Source organism: Thioalkalivibrio sp. ALE25 (genome assembly GCF_000377285.1).
GTDB lineage: Bacteria > Pseudomonadota > Gammaproteobacteria > Ectothiorhodospirales > Ectothiorhodospiraceae > Thioalkalivibrio.
In genome coordinates this window covers 217,301-237,728 of sequence record NZ_KB897925.1, presented here as the reverse complement: position 1 = coordinate 237,728, position 20,428 = coordinate 217,301, and the positions used below count along the sequence as shown (strand labels likewise).

The 20,428-nt window shown below is 69.6% G+C and carries 18 protein-coding genes and 1 other RNA gene; all 19 read right to left on the bottom strand.

The features are described from left to right. Positions 1–2 precede the first annotated feature (2 nt). The gene (lpxC, locus tag C996_RS0101190) at positions 3–923 is read right to left on the bottom strand and encodes a UDP-3-O-acyl-N-acetylglucosamine deacetylase (protein WP_231366535.1); all 921 of its coding nucleotides are present in this window, start codon (positions 921–923) and stop codon (positions 3–5) included. 124 nt (positions 924–1,047) lie between these two features. Then, positions 1,048–2,205, bottom strand: coding sequence for a cell division protein FtsZ (gene ftsZ, locus C996_RS0101185; protein WP_017942791.1), 1,158 nt, complete (start codon positions 2,203–2,205; stop codon positions 1,048–1,050). A 97-nt stretch (positions 2,206–2,302) separates the two neighbouring features. Beyond that, positions 2,303–3,538, bottom strand: a complete 1,236-nt coding sequence (ftsA, locus tag C996_RS0101180) for a cell division protein FtsA (protein WP_018865657.1) — start codon at positions 3,536–3,538, stop codon at positions 2,303–2,305. Positions 3,539–3,561: 23 nt separating this feature from the next. Next, entirely contained in the window at positions 3,562–4,284 is a 723-nt protein-coding gene (locus tag C996_RS0101175; protein ID WP_026279152.1) for a cell division protein FtsQ/DivIB, read from the bottom strand. 65 nt (positions 4,285–4,349) lie between these two features. Then, the gene (locus C996_RS0101170) at positions 4,350–5,288 is read right to left on the bottom strand and encodes a D-alanine--D-alanine ligase (protein WP_018865655.1); all 939 of its coding nucleotides are present in this window, start codon (positions 5,286–5,288) and stop codon (positions 4,350–4,352) included. Then, complete coding sequence (gene murB, locus C996_RS0101165; RefSeq protein WP_018865654.1) at positions 5,285–6,247, bottom strand: UDP-N-acetylmuramate dehydrogenase; 963 nt, start codon at positions 6,245–6,247, stop codon at positions 5,285–5,287. Before murB ends, C996_RS0101170 begins: the two co-directional genes overlap by 4 nt. Continuing rightward, entirely contained in the window at positions 6,244–7,674 is a 1,431-nt protein-coding gene (gene murC, locus C996_RS0101160; RefSeq protein WP_018865653.1) for a UDP-N-acetylmuramate--L-alanine ligase, read from the bottom strand. The genes murB and murC overlap by 4 nt, the downstream gene beginning before the upstream one ends. Further along, positions 7,671–8,765, bottom strand: coding sequence for an undecaprenyldiphospho-muramoylpentapeptide beta-N-acetylglucosaminyltransferase (murG, locus tag C996_RS0101155; RefSeq protein WP_018865652.1), 1,095 nt, complete (start codon positions 8,763–8,765; stop codon positions 7,671–7,673). The genes murC and murG overlap by 4 nt, the downstream gene beginning before the upstream one ends. Continuing rightward, positions 8,762–9,967, bottom strand: coding sequence for a putative lipid II flippase FtsW (gene ftsW, locus C996_RS0101150; protein ID WP_019583714.1), 1,206 nt, complete (start codon positions 9,965–9,967; stop codon positions 8,762–8,764). The genes murG and ftsW overlap by 4 nt, the downstream gene beginning before the upstream one ends. Then, positions 9,964–11,307, bottom strand: coding sequence for a UDP-N-acetylmuramoyl-L-alanine--D-glutamate ligase (gene murD / locus C996_RS0101145; protein WP_018865650.1), 1,344 nt, complete (start codon positions 11,305–11,307; stop codon positions 9,964–9,966). The genes ftsW and murD overlap by 4 nt, the downstream gene beginning before the upstream one ends. Positions 11,308–11,311: 4 nt before the next feature. Then, a complete protein-coding gene (gene mraY / locus C996_RS0101140; protein ID WP_018881643.1) occupies positions 11,312–12,394 on the bottom strand; it encodes a phospho-N-acetylmuramoyl-pentapeptide-transferase in 1,083 nt (360 codons plus the stop codon). Beyond that, a complete protein-coding gene (gene murF / locus C996_RS0101135; RefSeq protein ID WP_018865648.1) occupies positions 12,375–13,745 on the bottom strand; it encodes a UDP-N-acetylmuramoyl-tripeptide--D-alanyl-D-alanine ligase in 1,371 nt (456 codons plus the stop codon). The genes mraY and murF overlap by 20 nt, the downstream gene beginning before the upstream one ends. Continuing rightward, entirely contained in the window at positions 13,742–15,283 is a 1,542-nt protein-coding gene (locus tag C996_RS0101130) for a UDP-N-acetylmuramoyl-L-alanyl-D-glutamate--2,6-diaminopimelate ligase (protein ID WP_018865647.1), read from the bottom strand. The genes murF and C996_RS0101130 overlap by 4 nt, the downstream gene beginning before the upstream one ends. Continuing rightward, positions 15,280–16,995, bottom strand: coding sequence for a penicillin-binding protein 2 (locus C996_RS0101125; RefSeq protein ID WP_018865646.1), 1,716 nt, complete (start codon positions 16,993–16,995; stop codon positions 15,280–15,282). Before C996_RS0101125 ends, C996_RS0101130 begins: the two co-directional genes overlap by 4 nt. Then, a complete protein-coding gene (gene ftsL / locus C996_RS0101120) occupies positions 16,983–17,267 on the bottom strand; it encodes a cell division protein FtsL (RefSeq protein WP_018865645.1) in 285 nt (94 codons plus the stop codon). The genes C996_RS0101125 and ftsL overlap by 13 nt, the downstream gene beginning before the upstream one ends. Next, complete coding sequence (rsmH, locus tag C996_RS0101115; RefSeq protein WP_018865644.1) at positions 17,267–18,193, bottom strand: 16S rRNA (cytosine(1402)-N(4))-methyltransferase RsmH; 927 nt, start codon at positions 18,191–18,193, stop codon at positions 17,267–17,269. The genes ftsL and rsmH overlap by 1 nt, the downstream gene beginning before the upstream one ends. A 5-nt stretch (positions 18,194–18,198) precedes the next feature. Further along, on the bottom strand, positions 18,199–18,639 hold the full coding sequence (gene mraZ, locus C996_RS0101110) for a division/cell wall cluster transcriptional repressor MraZ (RefSeq protein ID WP_017942776.1): 441 nt from the start codon (positions 18,637–18,639) through the stop codon (positions 18,199–18,201). Positions 18,640–18,926: 287 nt separating this feature from the next. Then, positions 18,927–19,272: RNase P RNA component class A (rnpB, locus tag C996_RS13855), an RNA gene on the bottom strand. Between the two features lie 312 nt (positions 19,273–19,584). Then, on the bottom strand, positions 19,585–20,421 hold the full coding sequence (gene rsmI / locus C996_RS0101105; RefSeq protein WP_026279151.1) for a 16S rRNA (cytidine(1402)-2'-O)-methyltransferase: 837 nt from the start codon (positions 20,419–20,421) through the stop codon (positions 19,585–19,587). Positions 20,422–20,428: the final 7 nt, after the last annotated feature.

Genomic DNA, 20,428 nt, shown 5'->3' with positions numbered 1-20,428 from the left:
ATTCAGCCCGCCGGCGTCGGTGCCAGCTGGCCGAAGGAGATCGGCAGGCGCTCGTTCGGGTCCTCGAAGGTGACCTTTTCCCAGGCCGTCTCGTCGGCCGCGAGTTGGCGGATCAGCTGATTATTCAGTGCATGCCCGGACTTGTGCCCGGTGAAGGCGCCGATCAGGCTGTGGCCGAGCAGGTACAGGTCCCCGACCACGTCGAGGATCTTGTGCTTGACCAACTCGTTGTCGTAGCGCAGACCGTTCTCGTTCAGGATCTTGTAGTCATCGAGCACCACGGCATTGTCCAGGCTGCCGCCCAGCGCCAGCTGGTTGGCCCGCAGGGCCTCGATGTCGCGCATAAACCCGAAGGTTCGGGCACGCGAGACCTCCTTCACGAAGGAGGTGGACGAGAAATCCAGCTCGGCGCGCTGGCTCCCGTCGGTGAACATCGGGTGTTCGAAGTCGATGCAGAAACCGACCTTGAACCCCTCGTAGGGATCGAAGCGCACCCATTTGTCGCCCTCGCGGACTTCCACGCTGCGCTTGACCCGAATGAATTCCTTGGGCGCGTCCTGCTCTTTCAGCCCGGCGGACTGCAGCAGAAACACGAAGGGACCGGCACTGCCGTCCATGATGGGCACCTCGGCGGCGCTCACGTCGACGTGCAGGTTGTCGATGCCCAGTCCGGCTATGGCCGAGAGCAGATGCTCTACGGTCGAGACCCGGACATCGCCATTGACCAGCGTGGTCGAAAGTCGCGTGTCGCCGACATTGTCGGCACAGGCGCGGATCTCCACGGACGGATCAAGATCGCAGCGATGGAACACAATCCCGGTGTTCACCGGGGCCGGCCGCAGGGTCAGCACCACCTTCTCTCCGGTATGCAGTCCCACCCCGGTCGCCCGAATGCTGTTCTTGAGCGTTCTTTGCCTGATCAACGAATTGAGCCTCTCTCTTTCAGGAGAGCGCATAAGGGGAGCCCGGGCCCTCCCGGGCTCCTCATGCACACAACGATTGCCGCATTATTGCAGGATTCCGCTCGTCCTGCATGTGCCGGCGCTCTTAGTCCGCCTGTTTGCGCAGAAAGGCCGGAATATCCAGCACATCAATGCCTTGCTGCTGGTTGTAGTCCACCGCCAGATTGTCGCCACCGCGGCGCTTGACGGTCGGCTGATCGAGGTCGACTTCGACGTCGGAACCGACCGCCTTCTTCGGCTGGGCATCAACCACCCGCACCTGCGGACGTTCGGACTGCGAAGCCGGGGCCCCCAGGCCGGTCGCCACCAGGGTGACCCGCAGCTCGTCGGTCATCTCGGGGTCGATCACCGTCCCGACGACGACGTTGGCGTCTTCCGAGGCCAGGGCCTTCACCGCCTCCCCGACTTCCTCGAACTCGCCGATACCGACATCCATGCCGCCGGTCACGTTCACCAGGATGCCGCGCGCGCCGGAGATATCGATGTCCTCCAGCAACGGGCTGGCGATCGCGGCTTCGGCCGCCTCACGGGCACGGTCCTCGCCGGAACCAGAGCCGGTCCCCATCATCGCCATACCCATCTCGCGCATCACGTTGCGCACGTCGGCGAAGTCGACGTTGATCAGGCCCGGGCGGGTGATCAGCTCGGCAATGCCCTGCACCGCGCCGAACAGCACGTCATTGGCGGCCTTGAAGGCGTCCAGCAGCGTGGTGTTCTTGCCCAGCACCGTCAGCAGCTTCTCGTTGGGGATGGTGATCAGCGAGTCGACCTGCTCGGTCAGGGCCTTGATCCCGGACATGGCCACCTGCATGCGGCGCTTGCCCTCGAACGGGAACGGCTTGGTGACCACCGCCACGGTCAGGATGTTCATCTCCTTGGCGATCTGCGCCACCACCGGCGCGGCCCCGGTACCCGTACCACCGCCCATGCCGGCGGTAATGAAGACCATGTCCGCGCCCTGCAGCAGGTCCTGGATGCGCTCGCGATCCTCCAGCGCAGCCTCGCGGCCCACGGAGGGATCCGCCCCGGCCCCCAGGCCCTTGGTGATGTCGCCACCCAGTTGCAGCAGCGTCTTGGAATCCAGGCTCTTCAGGGCCTGGGCATCGGTATTGGCGCAGATGAAGTCCACGCCCTCCAGTTGCGAGTTGACCATGTGCTGCACGGCGTTGCCGCCGCCGCCCCCGACGCCGACGACCTTGATCGTCGCGTTCTGGCTATAGGTATCCATCAGTTCGAACGTCATGATTGCGTCCTCTCGTTGCGTGTGTACAGGTACTTCTGTTGGCCTGCGTCATGGCCGGAGAGCGGTCCGACCCCCAAAGATTCCGGTGTCCTGGTCATCAGAACTGCCCGGAAAACCAGCGCTTCATGCGCGCCCATACGCCCTGGAACCCGCTGCTCACGGGCCGGGCCTCCTGCTCCGCACGCGACTCGCGGGCGTAGAGCAGCAGCCCCACTCCCGTCGCGTGGATCGGATTCTTCACCACATCCAGGAGCCCGGTGACGCGTTGCGGCACCCCCAGGCGTACGGGCATGTGGAAGACCTCTTCGGCGAGGTCCACCACACCTTCCATTCGAGACGATCCGCCGGTCAGTACGACCCCGGCGGCGATCATTTCCTCGGTTCCGCTGCGGCGCAGCTCCGCCTGCACCAGCTGCAGCAGTTCCTCGTAGCGCGGCTCGACCACGGAGGCGAGCGTCTGACGCGACAGCCGACGCGCGGCCCGATCGCCCACCCCGGGCACCTCGATGCTCTCGCCCGGGTCGGCCAGCGAGCGCAGCGCGCAGGCGTACTTGATCTTGAGTTCGTCGGCGTACTGGGTCGGCGTGCGCAGGGCGACCGCGATGTCGTTGGTCACCTGATCCCCGGCAATCGGGATCACCGCGGTGTGCATGATCGCGCCATGGGCGAACACCGCGATGTCGGTGGTGCCACCGCCGATGTCCACCAGGCAGACACCCAGGTCCTTCTCGTCCTCGCTGAGCACCGAATAGCTGGAGGCGAGCTGTTCCAGGATGATGTCGTCCACCCGCAGCCCGCAGCGCTCCACGCACTTGACGATGTTCTGCGCCGCGGACACCGCGCCGGTGACCAGATGCACCTTGGCCTCCAGCCGCACCCCGGACATCCCGATCGGCTCGCGGATGCCCTCCTGCTCGTCGATGATGTATTCCTGCGGCAGCACATGGAGGATGCGCTGGTCGGCCGGGATCGCGATCGCGCGCGCGGCGTCGATCACCCGGTCGACGTCACCCGCGACCACCTCGCCGTCCTTGATCGCCACCACGCCGGTGGAGTTGTAGCTCTTGATGTGGGAGCCGGCGATCCCGGTGTAGACCGAATGGATCTCGCAGCCGGCCATCAGCTCGGCCTCCTCCACCGCGCGCTGGATCGACTGGACGGTGGACTCGATGTTCACCACCACACCCTTCTTCAGCCCGCGCGAAGGGGAGGAGCCGATCCCGATGATCTCGATCTCGCCTTCCTCGGTCAGCTCCCCGACCACCGCCTCGATCTTCGAGGTCCCGACGTCCAGGCCGACGATCAGACCGGGTTCCGACTTCTTTGCCATCATCTTTCTGCGTCCTGTCGTTCGTGTCATCGGGCGTCCCCCGCACCGTCATCCGCCGCATCCGCCCAGGCCACCGCGAGCCCGTGCGGATAGCGCAGGTCGATCCGTTCCACCGGGGCATCGCGATAGTCGCGAATCGCCGGCACCGCGCGGACCAGCTGACCCAGGCGGCTCAGATCGGCATCCCGCCCCATCAGCACGCGCACGCCGTCCGCCAGGTGGATGCTCCAGTCATGGCGGGCCCCTTCCTGCAGCCCGGTGACCTCCAGCCCGGCATCGGCCAGGCGCGCGGAGACCTCCAGGTAGCGATGCATCAGCACCACCTGCCGCCCATCCGTCCCTGCGAGGGCCGGCAGCCCCTCCCAGTCATCCAGCGCCACCGGCCCGAACAGCCGGCCGTGGCGGTCGACCAGGTGATCGTCGCCCCATTGCGCCACCGGCACCGGCTCGCGGATCTCGACCACCAGCGTGTCCGGCCACTGGCGGCGCAGGCGCACCGTGTCCACCCAGGGCTGGGCCTCCAGCGCCGCGCGCAGGCGCTCCAGCTCGACCCCGACGAAGCCCGATGCATGGGCGCGGGCCAACTCCTGCACGGCCGCGACATCCGCGTGCTGCGGGTTGCCGGTCACCTCGATGCGCTCGATCGGCAGCCAGGCATCCGGGTCGAACTGCAGCCAGGCCAGCGCGCCCAGCACCAGCATCCCGGCGAGGCCCATGCCGGCCATCAGGCGCAGCCCCGGGCCAGCCAGGCGGCGCAAGGGCGATGGCCCCTGCGACTGCGGCCGGCGCGCGGGTCGGGTTGTGCGGCGTGCGTTCAACGCAGCCCTCCACACTCGAAACTGGAATCGAGGATGCGCAGGCACAGCTCGTCAAAGTCGATCCCGGCCTGCGCGGCCGCCTTGGGCACCAGGGAGTGATCGGTCATGCCCGGGATGGTGTTCACCTCGATCAGGAAGTTCTCGCCGTGCTCGTCCTGCAGGATGTCAACCCGGCCCCAGCCGCAGCCCTCCAGCGTCGCGAAGGCCGCGATCGCCAGGGACTGCAGCTCCAGAAGCGCGCTCGAATCCAGCGGGGGCGGGCAGACGTAGCCGGTATCATCGGCCTCGTACTTGGCGTGGTAGTCGTAGAACCCACCCGGGGTACGGATCTCCACCACGGGCAGCGGCTCGTTGCCGAGGATCGCGACGGTGTACTCGCGCCCGCGGATCCACTGCTCGGCGAACACCTGGCCCGGCTGCAGCCGGGCCGCCTCGAACGCCGCCGGCAGATCCGCGACGCGATCGACCCGCGTGATGCCGAGGCTGGAGCCCCCGCGGGCCGGCTTCACGATCAGCGGCAGGCCCAGGGCCTCGGCGACCGCCTCCGGATCGAAACCGGGTGTCAGCAGGCGGTAGGGCGCGCTGGGCAGATTGCTGCCCGCCCACAGCCGCTTGCAGGCCAGCTTGTCCATGCCCAGCGCGGAGCCAAGCACGCCGGTCCCGGTGTATGGCACACCCGCCATGTCGAGGCAGCCCTGCAACGTGCCGTCCTCGCCACATTCGCCGTGGAGCACGATAAACACCCGGTCGAAGCCCTCCAGCGCCAGGCAGCGGGCACTCTCGCGGGTCAGGTCCAGCGGGTGGGCATCCACGCCCTGGCGCTGCAGGGCCGCCAGCACGGCCTGGCCACTCTGGAGCGAGATGTCGCGCTCGCCGGACCAGCCACCCATCAGGACCGCGACCCGGCCGTAGTCTTGTGCGCTTCGCTTGCTCATGCCGTTCCCTCGCTTGTCTCGTTCGCACCCGCGGCGCGGCCCAGCACCCGGACCTCCGGCTCCAGGTGCACCCCGAAGCGCCGCTCCACCGCGTCCTGGGCGTGGCGCAACAGCCATTCGATATCGGCGGCGCGGGCCGTCCCGTCGTGGGTGATGAAATTGGCGTGCTTGGGCGAGATCTCCGCCGCGCCGCGGCGCAGGCCCTTCAACCCGGCCGCCTCCACCAGACGCGCCGCGTGATCCCCCTCCGGATTACGGAAGACCGAACCGCAGGACGGCAGACCCAGCGGCTGCTTCGCCGAGCGCTCGCGCAGGAGTTCGCGGATGCGTCGGGTTCCGGCTTCGGGGTCGCCCGGGGCCAGCCGCAGCACGCAGCCGGTGAACCATTCGTCTTCCGGGCCCCGGACACTGCGGTAGCCGATGGAGTAATCCGCCGGCGTGCGGGTATGCAGTTCACCGCGCACATCCACCGTGGCCACCGATTCCACCAGCGGCCAGATCTCGCCGCCCCAGGCCCCCGCATTCATGTACAGCGCGCCCCCCACCGTGCCCGGGATGCCGGCCAGGAACTCGGCCCCGACCAGCCCCTCGCGGGCCCCGAAGCGCGCGGCCTGGGCACAGGCCAGCCCGGCGCCCAGCAGCAGACGGTCACCGTCCAGGCGCCGGCGCTCGTTGAGGACACCCGACAGGTGCACCACCAGCCCGTCGACACCCCCGTCGCGGATCAGCACGTTGCTGCCAAGCCCGAGGAAGGTCACCGGCATCTGCGGGGCGTGGCTCGCGTGGTCGCGCAACGCGGCCACCAGATCGTCGAGGTCGACCGGCTGGAACAGCCAGTCGGCCGGCCCGCCGACCCGCCACGACGTGAGCCCGGCCAGCGGCACCCGGGCCTGCAGCCGCCCGCGCGGCTCCCCGGCGAACGGCGTCGCCATCGGCTCGATCTCGCGCGCCGCCATCATGTGCCCCCCTCGCCGGACGCGCTCAGCTGTTCGGGGAGCAGACCGGCCAGCCGGCCGATGTCGCCGGCGCCCTGGGCAATGACCACGTCATCCGCGTGCAGCATGCGCCCGAGGACGTCGACGACGTCGTCGGCGCGTTCGACAAACACCGGTTCGACCTGACCGCGCAGGCGGATGGCCCGCGCCAGGCTGCGGCCGTCGGCACTGGGGATCGGCTCCTCGCCGGCGGCATACACCTCCAGCAGGATCAGCACATCGGTCTCCGACAGCGCCTCGACAAAGTCCTCGAACAGGTCACGCGTGCGGGTATAGCGATGCGGCTGGAAGATCGTGATGCGCCGCCGATCCGGCCAGGCATCGCGCGCGGCGGCCTGGGTCGCGGCGATCTCCCGCGGGTGATGGCCGTAGTCGTCGACCAGGGTCACCGGGCCGCTGGGGGCCTGCCAGGACTGGACCTGGAAGCGCCGGCCGATGCCCTGGAAACGCTCCAGCGCGGCCTGGATCGCGGTCGGCGCCACCTCCAGCTCGTGCGCGACCGCCGCCGCGGCCAGGGCGTTCAGCACGTTGTGGCGGCCGGGCAGGTTGAGGGTCACGGGGAATGCGGCCTGCCCCGGCAGGGCCAGATCGAAGTACATGCGCACGCCTTCCTGGCGCACATTCAGGGCGCGCACGTCGGCCGGCTGCTCGATGCCGTAGGTCAGGCGCGGGCGCTCCAGTTCCGGATACAGGTCGCGCACCTGCGGGTCGTCCGCGCACAGCACGGCGATGCCGTAGAACGGCAGGTGATGCAGGAACTCGAGGAAGGTGGCGCGCAGCTTGCCGAAGTCGTTGCCATAGGTCCCCAGGTGATCGGCATCGATGTTGGTCACGATGCTGATCATTGGCTGCAGATGGAGGAACGAGGCATCGCTCTCGTCGGCCTCGGCCACGAGGTAGTCACCGGCCCCGAGGTTGGAGTGACTGGCCGTGCTGTTCAGGCGCCCGCCGATCACAAAGGTCGGATCCATGCCCGCCTCCGCCAGGACACTGGCGACCAGGCTGGTGGTGGTCGTCTTGCCGTGGGTGCCGGCCACCGCGATGCCGTAGCGAAAACGCATCAGTTCGGCGAGCATTTCGGCGCGGCGCACAATCGGGATACCCCGACGACGGGCCTCCTGGACCTCTGGGTTGGACGGGTTGATCGCGCTGGAAACCACCAGCACGTCCGCGTCCGCCACGTTCGCCTCGGTATGGGCCGCCACCACCGGGATGTCCATCGCCTTCAGGCGCTCGACCATCGCCGACTGCCCCAGGTCGGAACCGGAGACCCGGTAACCCAGCTGGTGCAGGACCTCGGCGATCCCGCTCATGCCGGAACCCCCGATCCCGACGCAGTGGATACGGCGAATGCGGCGCATTGCGTGACGCGGCAGGCGCGTGGCGTTCATGACGATCCCTCCGGGCGGGCACCCGCCATCTCCATGCAGGCGTCGGCCAGGCGCTGCACCGTGTCCGGGCAGGCCTGCTCGCGCGCCAGGACCGCGCGGGCCCGCAGGGCCTCGCGATCCAGCGGCCCGACCCGGTCAAAGATGGCCTGGGCCGTCAGTTCGGCATCCGCGATCATCCAGGCCGCGCCCGCGCGCACCAGGGCCTCGGCGTTCGCGGTCTGGTGGTCATCCACCGCATGTGGATAGGGGACGAAGATCGCCGGCACCCCGGCGGCGGCCACCTCGGCCACGGTCAGGGCCCCGGCGCGACAGATCACCAGGTCCGCCCAGGCGTAAGCGGCGGCCATGTCCTCGATAAAGGCGGAGATCTCGGCCGCCAGCCCGGCTTCGGCGTAGGCGGCCCGGGCCTCCTCCAGGGTGCGTTCGCCGGCCTGGTGGCGGATGTTCAGGGGCTGTTGCGCCGCCACCATCGCCAGGCCCGCGGGCAGGGTCCGATTAAGGGAGCGGGCACCCAGGCTGCCCCCCAGGACCAGGATGTTCAGCGGGCCTTCGCGCTCGTCGAAGCGGACCTCCGGGACGGGCAGGCCGGCGATCTGCGCGCGCACCGGGTTGCCCACGACCGTGACCGCCACCCGTTCGGGAAAACTGTGCTCGAAGCCGGAGTACACCCGGTCGGCGACCTTCGCCAGCCAGCGGTTGGTCAGGCCGGCCACCGCGTTCTGTTCGTGGATCGCCAGGGGGCGCCCCAGCGCGGCCGCCATCAGGCCGCCGGGCCCGGCCGCGAAGCCGCCGAAACCGATCACGGCGTCCGGGCGCAGGCGCGTCATCAGGCCCAGCGCCGCCCACAGCGACAGACCCAGCCGCCACGGCGCCAGCGCCAGTCCGATCACGCCCTTGCCGCGAATCCCGGCGATGGGGAGGGTTGTCAGTTCGATGCCGGACTCCGGTACCAGCCGCGCCTCCACGCCGCGGGTGGTACCCAGCCAGCGCACCTCGGCGCCGCGGGCACGCAGCTCCTCGGCCACCGCCAGCCCGGGGAACACGTGGCCTCCGGTGCCGCCAGCCATGATCAGGATGCGCGGGGCGTTCATGCCGCACCTCCCCGCCGGCGACGGGACGGCTGCGCCGCCCGGGGAGCGGGCACCTGGGCCTCGCGGTAGACGCGCATCACCAGGCCGATGGCCGCCAGCGAGACAATCAGCGAACTGCCGCCGTAACTGAGAAACGGCAGGGTCAGCCCCTTGGTCGGGAGCAGCCCCATGTTCACGGCGAGGTTCAGGAAGGCCTGCAGGCCCATCCAGATCGCCACACCGAACGCCAGATGGGAGGCGAAGGCATGGCCGGCGCGCTCGGCATACAGGCCGATACGGATGCAGCGCCAGACCAGCACCCCGAACAGCGCGATCAGGGCGATAACGCCGACGAAGCCGAACTCCTCGGCAAAGACCGCAAACAGGAAATCGTTGTGCGCCTCCGGCAGGTAGAACAGCTTCTGCACGCTGTTGCCCAGCCCGGCCCCGAACCAGCCGCCGGAGCCGATCGCGATCAGCGACTGGGTCAGCTGAAAGCCGGTGGCGAACGGGTCCTGCCAGGGGTCGAGGAAGGCCGTCAGGCGCGCCACGCGGTAGGGTGCCGCGACCGCCACCACCGCCATACCGGCGCCGATCGTGACCCCCAGCGCGGCGAACTGCCACAGCTTGGCACCGGCCAGGAACAGCATGCCCATGCCGATCGCCAGCATGATCGCCGCCCCCCCGAAGTCGGGCTGCAGCAGCATCAGGATGGTGCCCACCCCGAGCACGATCAGCGGACGGATGAAGCCGAGGAAATGCAGGCGCAGCGTCGAGTAGTGGCGCACGATGTAGCCGGCGAGGTACATCACCACCAGCAATTTCACCAGCTCCGCCACCTGGAGGTTGAACATGCCCAGCGGGATCCAGCGGGTCGCCCCGTTCACCGTGCGGCCCACCCCGGGGATCAGCACGGCGATCAGCAGCACCATCACCAGGATCAGCAACCAAGGCCCCGCGCGCTCCCAGCGCGCCAGCGGAACCGACCACAGGAAGGTCGCCACCGCCAGACCGATAGCGGCGAAGATCACCTGGCGCTGGAAGAAGTGCCAGGTATTGCCGAAATAGCGCTCGCCCAACCCCATGGAGGCCGAGGCGACCATCACCAGCCCGATCCCCAGCAGGGTCGCCGCGACCGCCAGCAGAGGCAGGTCCACGTGATCGCGCAGGCCGGCCACCAGGCCGCGATCCGGCAGTCCGAGGCGGCTACTCGAGACACTCATGCCGCGAGCCCCCGCACCGCGCGGGCGAAGTCGTCGCCGCGCGCCTGGTAATTCTCGTACATGTCCAGGCTGGCACAGCCCGGCGACAGCAGCACGGTATCCCCGGGCTCCGCCCAGGCGGCGGCCTGGGCGACCGCGGCGGCCATGTCGTCGACGCGCTGCACCGGCACCACTGATGCCAGGGCGCGGGCGATGGCCGGCGCGTCTTCGCCCAGCAGGACCACCCCGCGGACCTTGCCCGGGATGTAATCCGCCAGCGGGGCGAAGTCCTGGCCCTTGCCCTGCCCCCCGGCAATCAGCACCAGCGGCCCCGGCGTACCGCGCAGCGCGGCCAGGGTGGCGCCCACGTTGGTACCCTTGGAGTCGTTGATGTATGCGACCCCGTCGACCTCGGCAATCCACTGCGAGCGGTGCGGCAGCCCGGGGAACTCGGCGAGCGCCGCCAGTGCGCGGGCCCGGGGCGCGCCTGGCTCCAGCCACGGCCAGGCCAGCGCCAGCGCGGCCAGGGCGTTGGCCCAGTTGTGCTGCCCCCGCAGGCGCAGGCGACCCGTGGCGAGAAGGCCCTCGTCGCCATGCACCAGCTCGGGGCCATCCTCGGGGGCCGGACGCACGCCGAAGTCGACCGCACGCGGCGGGGCGTCGAGACCGAAGGAGATCACCTGCAGGTCCTGCGGCAGCGCGATCTCGCGCAGCCAGGTGTCCTCGCGATTCAGCACGCCGCGCTGGGCGCGATCCAGGATCCGGGCCTTGGCGCGCACATAGGCGTCCAGGTCGGCGTAGCGATCCAGGTGGTCGGGGGAGATATTCAGGATGGCGGCGGCGGCCGGCGCCAATGTGTGGCTGCGCTCCAGCTGGAAGCTGGACAGCTCCAGCACGTACAGATCGGGCGCCGATTCCAGCAGGTCCAGCGCCGGGGTCCCGAAGTTGCCGCCGACCGCGACACGGTAGCCAGCGGCCTGGAGCAGCTCGCCCACCAGGGCGGTCACGGTGCTCTTGCCGTTGGAGCCGGTGATCGCGATCACCGGGGCGGTCGCCTGCTCGGCCAACAGATCGATGTCCCCGATCAGGCGGGCACCGGCCGCCTGCGCCTGCTGCAGGACGGGGTGTTCCAGGGCGACACCGGGCGAGACCACAATTCGGGCGAAGGCCGTGGCATCCAGATCGTCCAGCGGCCCCACCCAGGCGGCGTTCACCCAGTCCGCGCCCGTAGCCAGCGCCGCGGGGGCCGCCCGGGTATCGGTGAGCGCAAACGACTGGCCCTGCGCGCGCAGGAAGCGGGCCACCGACAGTCCGGTCGCCCCCAGGCCCACGATCAGGTTGTCGCCGCTGGCTCGCATCATGGGATCAGCGCACCTTCAGGGTCGCGAGACCGATCAGCACGAACACCACGGTCAGGATCCAGAAACGCACGATCACGCGCGGCTCCGGCCAGCCCTTGAGTTCGAAGTGGTGATGCAGCGGCGCCATGCGGAAGATGCGCCGCCCGGTGAGCTTGAACGAGGCGACCTGCAGCATCACCGACAGCGTCTCCAGCACGAAGATGCCGCCCATGATCAGCAGGACGATCTCCTGCCGGGTCAGGATCGCCAGCATGCCCAGGGCCGCGCCCAGCGCGAGGGCCCCGACATCGCCCATGAAGACCTGGGCCGGGTAGGTGTTGAACCACAGGAACCCGAGCCCGGCGCCGACCAGCGCGGCGGTGAAGATCACGACCTCGCCCACCCCGGGCACCGCCGGGATGCCGAGATAGTCGGCGAACACCGCATGACCCGCCGCGTAGGCAAACACGCCCAGGGCCCCGGCCACCAGCACCGCAGGCATGATCGCCAGGCCGTCCAGCCCGTCGGTGAGGTTCACCGCGTTCGAGGAACCGACCACGACCAGCCAGACCAGCGGGATGAACAACCAGCCCAGGCTGAACTGGATGTCCTTGAACACCGGCAGGTAGAACGTGGTCTCCACCGGGCCCTGCGCGGTGTACATGATCACGCCGGCCGCGATCAGGGCGAACAGGGTCTGCCACAGGATCTTGGCGCGCGCCGACAGCCCCTTGCTGTTGCCATAGCGCAGCTTCAGGTAGTCATCCCAGCCGCCGACCGCACCGAACGCGAGGGTCGTCAGCAGCACGAGCCAGACGAAGCGGTTGGTCAGGTCGCTCCAGAGCAGGGTGGCGATGGCCACCGCGACCAGAATCAGCGCGCCGCCCATGGTCGGGGTGCCGGCCTTGGTCAGGTGCGACTCGGGGCCGTCGTCACGGATCTGCTGGCCGACCTTGCCGACAGTGAGGCGGCGAATCATCGCCGGGCCGATCAGCAGCGCGATCGCCAGCGCCGTGACCACCCCGAGGATGGCGCGAACGGTCAGGTACTGAAAGACCGTGAACGCGGAATAGAACTGGCTCAGGTACTCAGTCAGCGCGTAGAGCATCCGCCACCTCCGGCGCTGCCGAGGCCAGATCCAGCCCCTCGATGATCCGTTCCATGTGCTGGCTGCGCGAGCCCTTCACCAGCACCGTCGTACCCTCGGCCAGGAGCGCCTCCAGGCGCGCCTGCAATGCGCCGTGATCGGCAAACCATTCGCCACCGTCACCGAACGCCTCGGCACTGTCGCGCGCGGCGTCGCCCAGGGCGAGGCAGTGGTCGATGCCCATGGCCCGGGCCAGCCGGCCCGTTTCGCGATGCAGTTCGCGGGTCTCCGAGCCCAGCTCGCCCATCGCGCCCAGCACCAGGATGCGCCGGCCGGGCATGGCCGCCAGCACCTCCAGCCCGGCCCGCAGCGAGTCCGGATTGGCGTTGTAGCTGTCGTCCCACAGGCGTGCGCCAGTGACATGCCACAGTTCCTGCAGGCGCCCGCGGACGGGCTTCCAGCGCGCCAGGCCCTCGACGATGCGGTCGATCCCGATGCCCACCGCGTTGGCCGCGGCGGCCGCAGCGACGGCGTTCGCCGCGAGATGGCGCCCGGGGCCGGCCAGGCGCAGGTCGCGCCCGGCGCCGAGGATCGCCAGCCGCAGCCGGTCCGGGGCCTGCCACATCCCCTCGACCTCGCCGCCGCCCTCCAGCGAGAAGCGCTGGCAGTGGTGGTGCTCGTTCAGGGACAGCCAGTAGTCGGCAAACGGGTCGTCCAGATTGATCACGGCGGTACCGCCCTGGGCGGGCAGCCCGGAGTAGATCTCGGCCTTGGCATGCGCCACGCCCTCGAGGCTCCCGAAGCCCTCCAGATGTGCGCGCCCGGCATTGGTGATCATGGCCACCTGCGGCTCGACCCAGCGCACCATACGGCCGATCTCGCCGGCGTGATTGGCGCCCAGCTCGATCACTGCGTAGTCCACGTCCTGCGGCATGGCCAGCAGCGTCAGTGGCGCGCCGATCTCGTTGTTCAGATTGCCCGCGGTGGCATGCACGGAGCCTGCGCCCTCGAGGATGCAGCGCAGCATCTCCTTGGTGGTGGTCTTGCCGTTCGAACCGGTCAGGGCGATCACCCGCGCCCGGCTCTGGCGGCGCCAGTGGCGGCCGAGTCGCCCCAGGGCCTCGCGCGTATCGGAGACAATGACCTGCGGCTGCGGGACATCCAGGGCGCGCTCCACCAGCAGCACCGGCGCCGGCAGATCGGCGGCCACCTGCGTGTGGGCATCGAAGTTGGGCCCCTTCAGCGCGATAAACAGCGCCCCGGGGCGGGGCTCGCGGGTGTCCGTGAACACGCCCTCGAAGGCCACGTCGCCCGCCCCCTGCAGGCGCCCCTTCACGGCCTCGGCCAGTTCCTGGCTGGTCATGCGAATCATTCTCCCTCCTCCCCGGTCGCGCGCTGCGGGTCGCGCGTGTCCTGCAGATGCCGGCGCCCCACGGTTCGCACCTGCTCGCGGTCGCTGAACGGATACCGTTGCCCGCGAATCTCCTGAGTGGTCTCGTGGCCCTTGCCGGCCACCAGCACCACATCGCCCGCGCCGGCCTCCGCCAGGGCACTGGCGATCGCGGTGGCGCGGTCACCAATCTCGTGGCATTCGGCGGCCGCGGCACAGCCGGCAAGAATCTCGGCTCGGATCTCGGCCGGGTCCTCGCCGCGCGGGTTGTCGTCGGTCACGAAGACCACGTCCGCACGCTCGCAGGCCACCCGTCCCATCGCCGGACGCTTGCCGCGGTCGCGCTCGCCACCGCACCCGAAGACCACGCTCAGGCGTCCCTCGGTGTGAGGCCGCAGGGCGCGCAAGGCGGCGTCCAGCGCCTCGGCGGTGTGGGCATAGTCGACCACCGCCAGGGCCCCGTTGGGCAGCGGGAAGCGCTCCATGCGCCCGGGCACGCCGGGCAGCCGCGCGAGGGCGGCGATGGCCTGTTCACGCTCCAGGCCCAGCGCCTGCAGCGTGGCAAGGGTCGCGAGCAGGTTGCCCACCTGGAACAGGCCGAACAGCGTGGACTGGACCGTGCGGGTCTGGCCCTCGGTCTCGAGCGTGAAGCACAGCCCGTCCGGCGTCGCCGCCACGTCGCGGGCGCGCAGGTCGGCCGGCGCCCCGGTCGCGCTGTAGGTCAGGGCGCGAACACCCGGCGGCAGTCCCCCGGCGATCCGGCGCCCGAAGGCGTCGTCGATGTTCAGCACCGCCGTCTGCAGGCCGGGCCAGGCGAACAGGCGGGCCTTGGCCTCGGCATAGGCCTCCTGACTGCCGTGGAAATCGAGGTGGTCGGAACTCAGGCAGGTCAGCACGCCGACCGTGATCGGGGCCCCGGCAAGGCGCCCCTGCGCCAGACCGTGCGAGGAGGCCTCCAGCGCCACGGCCTGGCAACCGGACCCCGCCAGATCCGCCAGATGACGATGCAGATCGAGCACCCCGGGCGTGGTGTGCCCGGTCGCCTCCAGCTGCCCGGGACGCCCAACGCCGAGGGTGCCGATCAGGCCGGTGGGCCGGCCCAGGGCCTCCAGGGCGAGCGCGATCAGGTGGGTCACCGTGGTCTTGCCATCGGTGCCGGTCACCGCCACCAGGGGGGCCGCCTCCGGCCACGCCCCGAACAAAGCGCGCGCCATCTGCGGCAGCCGGTCGCGCAGGCCCGGCACATGGATCAGCGGGACCTCCACGGCGGATTCCGGGGGCTCGCCCTCGTCCCAGAGGATGACCCGGGCGCCACGGCCAGCCGCATCGGCGGCGTGCGCCAGGCCGTGCCCGTGGGTGCCGGCCAGGGCCACAAAGACCGCGCCGGGGCCGACCCGGCGGCTGTCCTGGACCAGGTCGGCGACCGGCAGGGCCGCCTGGTCGGGGCGCAGGGACCCGGCGGGCAGCAGATCGCCCAGCACGGGTGCAGCCTCGCCTCGGGTATCGCGGGCGGCCATCATGTGGCCCCCTCGTGTTCCGCCGCCAGGCGCATCGGGATTTCCGGCATCGCGTCCGGACGCACATTGAACATGCGCAGGGCCGAGCCCACCACCTGCCGGAACACGGGGGCCGCGACGGCGCCGCCGTAGTAGACCCCGGCATCGGGTTCGTCGATGACCACGGCCATCACGAAGCGCGGATCGGAGGCCGGGGCCAGGCCGACAAAACTGGAGAAATAGCGGTCCTCGGTATAGCCGCCCGGGCCGCTCTTGCGGCTGGTGCCGGTCTTGCCGGCCACCCGGTAGCCATCGATCGCCGCCTGGCGGGCCGTGCCCTCGGTGCCGATCACGTGTTCCATCATCGCCAGTACCTGGCGCGCGGTGCGCGGGGACATCACCCGCGCCGGTTCGCGCAGGTCGTCGGCGGTGCGCACCAGCCGGACCGGCACGCGCTCGCCGTCGTTGGCGAAGGCGGTGTAGGCGGCCGCCATCTGCAGCGGCGACAGCGACAGGCCGTAGCCATAGCCGAGCGTGGCCTGCTCGACCTCGCGCCAGGTGGTGAAGTCCCGCAGGCGCCCGCGGGCCTCGCCGGGGAAATGGGTGCCCGGCGCCTGCCCGAATCCGGCCTGGTGGAGGGTCTGCCAGAAGCGATCCGCCGGGGTTTCCAGCGCCAGCTGCGTGGCCCCGACGTTGCTGGAGCGGGCAATCAGGGTGGTCAGGTCGATGGTCCCGTAATCGCGCAGGTCACGAACGGTCAGGCGCCCGACACGCATGGTACCGGGGCCGGTCTCCAGCGTGGCGTTGGCATCCACCACCCCGGCATCCAGGGCCGCCGCGACGGTGAAGGGCTTCATCACCGAGCCCGGCTCCATGGTATCGGTGATGGCGCGGTTGCGAGCGCGGTCGGAACGGATGGCACCACGGTTATTCGGATTGAAGCCGGGCTGGTTGACCAGCGCGAGCACCTCGCCGCTGCGGGCGTCCAGCATCACCGCGGAGCCGCCCCGCGCGTTGTGTTCGGCGACCGCGGCCTTCAGCTCGCGGTAGGCCAGGTACTGCAGGCGCTGATCCAGGGTCAGCGCCAGCGTATTGCCGTCCCGCGCGGGGCGAATGCTGGCGACGTCGCGGATGGTGCGGCCGTGGCGATCGCGCAGCACGCGCTTGGCTCCCGGCTGGCCCGAGAGCCACTGATCGAAGGCCAGCTCGACGCCCTCCTGGCCCTGATCGTCGATGTTGGTGTAGCCGAGTACGTGCGACGTCGCCTCGCCGTGCGGATAGTAGCGACGGAACTCGCGGGTCAGCCCCACCCCCTGCATGCGCAGCGCGGCCACGCGTTCGGCCTGTTCCGGCAGCATGTGGCGGCGCAGATAGACGAACTCGCGCGAGGACCGGCTCTCGATCCGCTCCGCCAGCCACGCAGGCTCCACCTCCAGCGCCGCCGCCAGATCCGACCAGCGATCGCGCTGTTCCATCAGGTCCTGCGGATTGGCCCAGGCGGTCTGCACCGGGGCCGAGATCGCCAGCGGTTCGCCATGGCGGTCGGTGATCATGCCGCGATGGGCGGACTCGGTCAGGGTGCGCACCTGGCGCTGTTCGCCCTGCGAGGTCAGGAAGTCGCGCTCCAGCACCTGCAGGTCGACGGCGCGCAACAGCAACGCGATACCCGCCAGCGCGAACACGCCGATCACGACCTTCAGGCGACCGCCGCTGATCTGCCGCTTCAGCGCGCCCACACATCACCCCCGATCACCACGATGCGGTCGGAATCCGGCTGGATCATGTCCAGCTGCCGGCGCGCCTGTTCCTCGACCCGGCCCTGGGTCGCCCAGGTCGACTGCTCGATCTGCAACTGCGTCCATTCCAGATTCAGGACATCGCGCTGGGCGAGCGCCTGCTGCTGGTCGACGAAGGCCTGGCGGGCCTCGTGCTTCGCCGCGACGACCCCGATCGCCGAGGCAAACACGCCGGTCGCCAGCGCCACTGCCAGAAGTCCGCGCGCGACCATCAGAGTCGCTCCCCGACACGCAGCACGGCCGAGCGCGAGCGCGGATTGATGCGCTGTTCCTCGCGATCGGCGTGCACCGGCTTGCCGACCGGCCGCAGCTTGCGCTCCGGCTCCTCCGGCATCACCGGCAGACCCTTCGGCAGCCGCACGTCGGACACCGGCTTGCGCAGGGCCTGCTTCACCATGCGGTCTTCCAGCGAATGAAAGCTGATGACCACCAGCCGCGCGCCGGGCGGCAGGACGTCCGGGATCGTGGCCAGCCACTGCTCCAGTTCGGCCAGCTCCCGGTTCACAAAGATGCGCAGGGCCTGGAAGGTACGGGTCGCCGGGTGCTTGCCCGGCTCGCGCTTCGGCACGGCCCGGCGCACGATCTCGGCCAGCGCGGCGGTACGGGTAATCGGCGCCTCGGCGCGCGCGGCCACGATGGCGCGGGCGATGCGCCGCGAGTGGCGCTCCTCGCCATAGTGGTAGATCACATCGGCGATCTCGCCCTCGTCGGCGCGCGCCAGCCAGTCCGCGGCGCTCTCGCCGCTGGCGGGGTCCATGCGCATATCCAGCGGACCATCATGCTGAAAGCTGAAGCCGCGCTCGGGCGTATCGAGCTGCGGCGAGGACACGCCCAGATCCAGGAACACCCCGTCCGGGCCGCGTTCGGGAAAGCGCCGGCGCAGCGTGTCCGCCATGGTCGAGAACGGCCCGGCCTCGAAGGCGAAGCGGGGGTCGTCGGCCAGCACCTCGGCGGACGCCGCGGCTTCCGGATCACGGTCCATGGCCAGCAGCCGGCCCTCCGGCCCCAGCCGCGCCAGGATGGCCCGGCTATGGCCACCGCGGCCGAAGGTGCCATCGACATAGAAGCCGTCAGCTCGCACGGCCAGGCCCTCCAGCACCGCGTCGCGCAGCACCGGAATATGGGAGACGGATTCCATGCCCGTCACAACGCGATGGACTCGAGCGCTTCGTCATCCACGTCACCCCCCAGCACCTGGGCGCAGGTCTCCTCCCAGGTGGCCTCGTCCCAGATCTCGAACTTCTTGCCCTGCCCCAGCAGCACGACCCGCTTTTCCAGGCCGGCGTACTGACGCAGGGGCGTGGGCAGCAGCAACCGGCCGCTGCCATCCAGCTCGCATTCGGTGGCATGACCCACCAGCAGGCGCTGCAGATTGCGCACCTTGGGATTCATGTTGGGGCGGGACATCAGGTTCTGCTCGATGCGCTCCCATTCCGGAAACGGGTAGAGGAGGAGGCAACGGGAGGGATCAACGGTAATCACGAGCTGGCTGTTGCAGCTCGCAGCGAGGTCGTCGCGATACCGCGCCGGCATGGCCAGGCGGCCCTTCGCATCCAGATTGAGCTGGCTGACGCCTCGAAACATGGCTGGTAGCGGTGGTTACCCACCTTTCCCCACTTTGACCCACTTTTCGACACTATAGGTACGGGCATCCTCCAGAGTCAAGAAAATCGACCCCGAAAAACAAAAAATAAGCGTTGAATCACAGAGACTTAGCGCGACCGACGCGAGGGCGCCGAAAGAGCTGGAAGAAGGGTATTAAAAGCCTCGCGTTGAGGCCCAAACTTCATGCATCACTTTACAAGTTTGCCGCGGACACAGCGGGACCGGCCCGAACCGGCACGGCGGCGGGAGACTCACAGGTGGGAAAAAGTGGGAGCCGGCCATAAGCCGGGTTCTGTCGTGGACAGTCATTCATCTGGGACGTCCGTCACCGGACGCCTCGTGCAGCCTACCCGGGTGCGATGCGGGCCACACCATGCACCCCTATTTGGCCTTGCTCCGGACGGGGTTTACCCTGCCACGAACTGTTACCAGTCGCGCGGTGCGCTCTTACCGCACCATTTCACCCTTACCTGTGCCCGAAGGCCATCGGCGGTGTATTTTCTGCGGCACTTTCCGTCGGCTCGCGCCGCCCAGGTGTTACCTGGCGTCCTGCCCTGTGGAGCCCGGACTTTCCTCCACATCCGAGGATGCAGCGACTGCCCGGCCGACTCCCGCGCTCCTTGTACGCCGCCCCGCCCCGGAACGCAAGGCTTTTCAGGGGCCTGGCCGCCGACGCCCCCCTTTTGTTCACCACGAAGCACACGAAGGCACGAAGAAGGGCAAGGTCAAAAGCAATGACAGGAAGGCTGGAAGGATAGAAGGGCGTTACTGCTGGCAGGATTGGCCGGACACTCATTGCTACACCGTCCGAGCCCAGTGGGTTCAACCCGCATTCATTCCTTCAAACCTTCGCGACTTCCTCTGAAGCGCCCTTGACCTTGCCCTTCTTCGTCCCTTCGTGTGCTTCGTGGTGAAAAACAGGCCTTAGCTTTGGGCGTCCTTGAGGGCCAGGGCGCGGGAGTAGACGCGGTTGCGTGGCAGGTCGGTGGCATCGGAGAGCAGGCGCGCGGCACGCTTGAGGGGGAGCTCCTGCAGTAGCGCGGCGAGCAGGCGCTCGTGTTCGGCCGCCAGCGGCTCGTCGGCCTCGCCGCCGGTTTCCGGGGCCGGCGCCGCCCCCAGGATCAGGACAAACTCGCCGCGGGTGCGGTTGGCATCCGCATCCAGCCAGGCCGGGAGGTCCGCAGCGACGCCCCGGTAGTGCTCCTCGAACTGCTTGGTCAGCTCGCGCGCCAGGAATACCTCGCGCTCGGGCGCCAGTCCGGCAAGGTCCCCGGCCGCAGCCCGGATACGATGAGACGACTCGAACACGATCGTCGTAACCGGCTGGGCCAGCAGCACCTCCAGCTGCCGCCGACGCGCCCCGGCCGCGTGCGGCAGAAAGCCCTCGAAACAGAACCGGTCGGATGGCAACCCCGCCACGGCCAGCGCCGCCAGCGGGGCGCTGGGGCCCGGAACGGCCCGCACCGGCGCGCCCACCTCCCGCGCCGCGCGCACCAGACGGAAGCCGGGATCGGACACCAGCGGCGTGCCCGCATCCGAGACCAGGGCCACCGACTCCCCCGCCTGCAATGCCTCGAGCAGCGCCGGGATTCGCTCGGCCTCGTTGTGCTCGTGCAGGCTGACCAGCGGCGTATGCACACCCAGGTGGGCCAGCAGTCCGGCGCTGTGTCGCGTATCCTCCGCGGCAATGCGCTGCACCCGGGCCAGGATCTCGCCCGCACGCGGGCTCATGTCGCCGAGATTACCAATCGGCGTGGCCACGACCCAC

Excerpts from the sequence above, each read along its gene's own strand:
- ftsZ (WP_017942791.1), bottom strand. The coding sequence starts at position 2,205 with ATGACGTTCGAACTGATGGATACCTATAGCCAGAACGCGACGATCAAG.
- ftsA (WP_018865657.1), bottom strand. The coding sequence starts at position 3,538 with ATGATGGCAAAGAAGTCGGAACCCGGTCTGATCGTCGGCCTGGACGTC.
- C996_RS0101170 (WP_018865655.1), bottom strand. The coding sequence starts at position 5,288 with ATGAGCAAGCGAAGCGCACAAGACTACGGCCGGGTCGCGGTCCTGATG.
- murB (WP_018865654.1), bottom strand. The coding sequence starts at position 6,247 with ATGATGGCGGCGCGCGAGATCGAGCCGATGGCGACGCCGTTCGCCGGG.
- murC (WP_018865653.1), bottom strand. The coding sequence starts at position 7,674 with ATGAACGCCACGCGCCTGCCGCGTCACGCAATGCGCCGCATTCGCCGT.
- murG (WP_018865652.1), bottom strand. The coding sequence starts at position 8,765 with ATGAACGCCCCGCGCATCCTGATCATGGCTGGCGGCACCGGAGGCCAC.
- ftsW (WP_019583714.1), bottom strand. The coding sequence starts at position 9,967 with ATGAGTGTCTCGAGTAGCCGCCTCGGACTGCCGGATCGCGGCCTGGTG.
- murD (WP_018865650.1), bottom strand. The coding sequence starts at position 11,307 with ATGATGCGAGCCAGCGGCGACAACCTGATCGTGGGCCTGGGGGCGACC.
- mraY (WP_018881643.1), bottom strand. The coding sequence starts at position 12,394 with ATGCTCTACGCGCTGACTGAGTACCTGAGCCAGTTCTATTCCGCGTTC.
- murF (WP_018865648.1), bottom strand. The coding sequence starts at position 13,745 with ATGATTCGCATGACCAGCCAGGAACTGGCCGAGGCCGTGAAGGGGCGC.
- C996_RS0101130 (WP_018865647.1), bottom strand. The coding sequence starts at position 15,283 with ATGATGGCCGCCCGCGATACCCGAGGCGAGGCTGCACCCGTGCTGGGC.
- ftsL (WP_018865645.1), bottom strand. The coding sequence starts at position 17,267 with ATGGTCGCGCGCGGACTTCTGGCAGTGGCGCTGGCGACCGGCGTGTTT.
- rsmH (WP_018865644.1), bottom strand. The coding sequence starts at position 18,193 with ATGGAATCCGTCTCCCATATTCCGGTGCTGCGCGACGCGGTGCTGGAG.
- mraZ (WP_017942776.1), bottom strand. The coding sequence starts at position 18,639 with ATGTTTCGAGGCGTCAGCCAGCTCAATCTGGATGCGAAGGGCCGCCTG.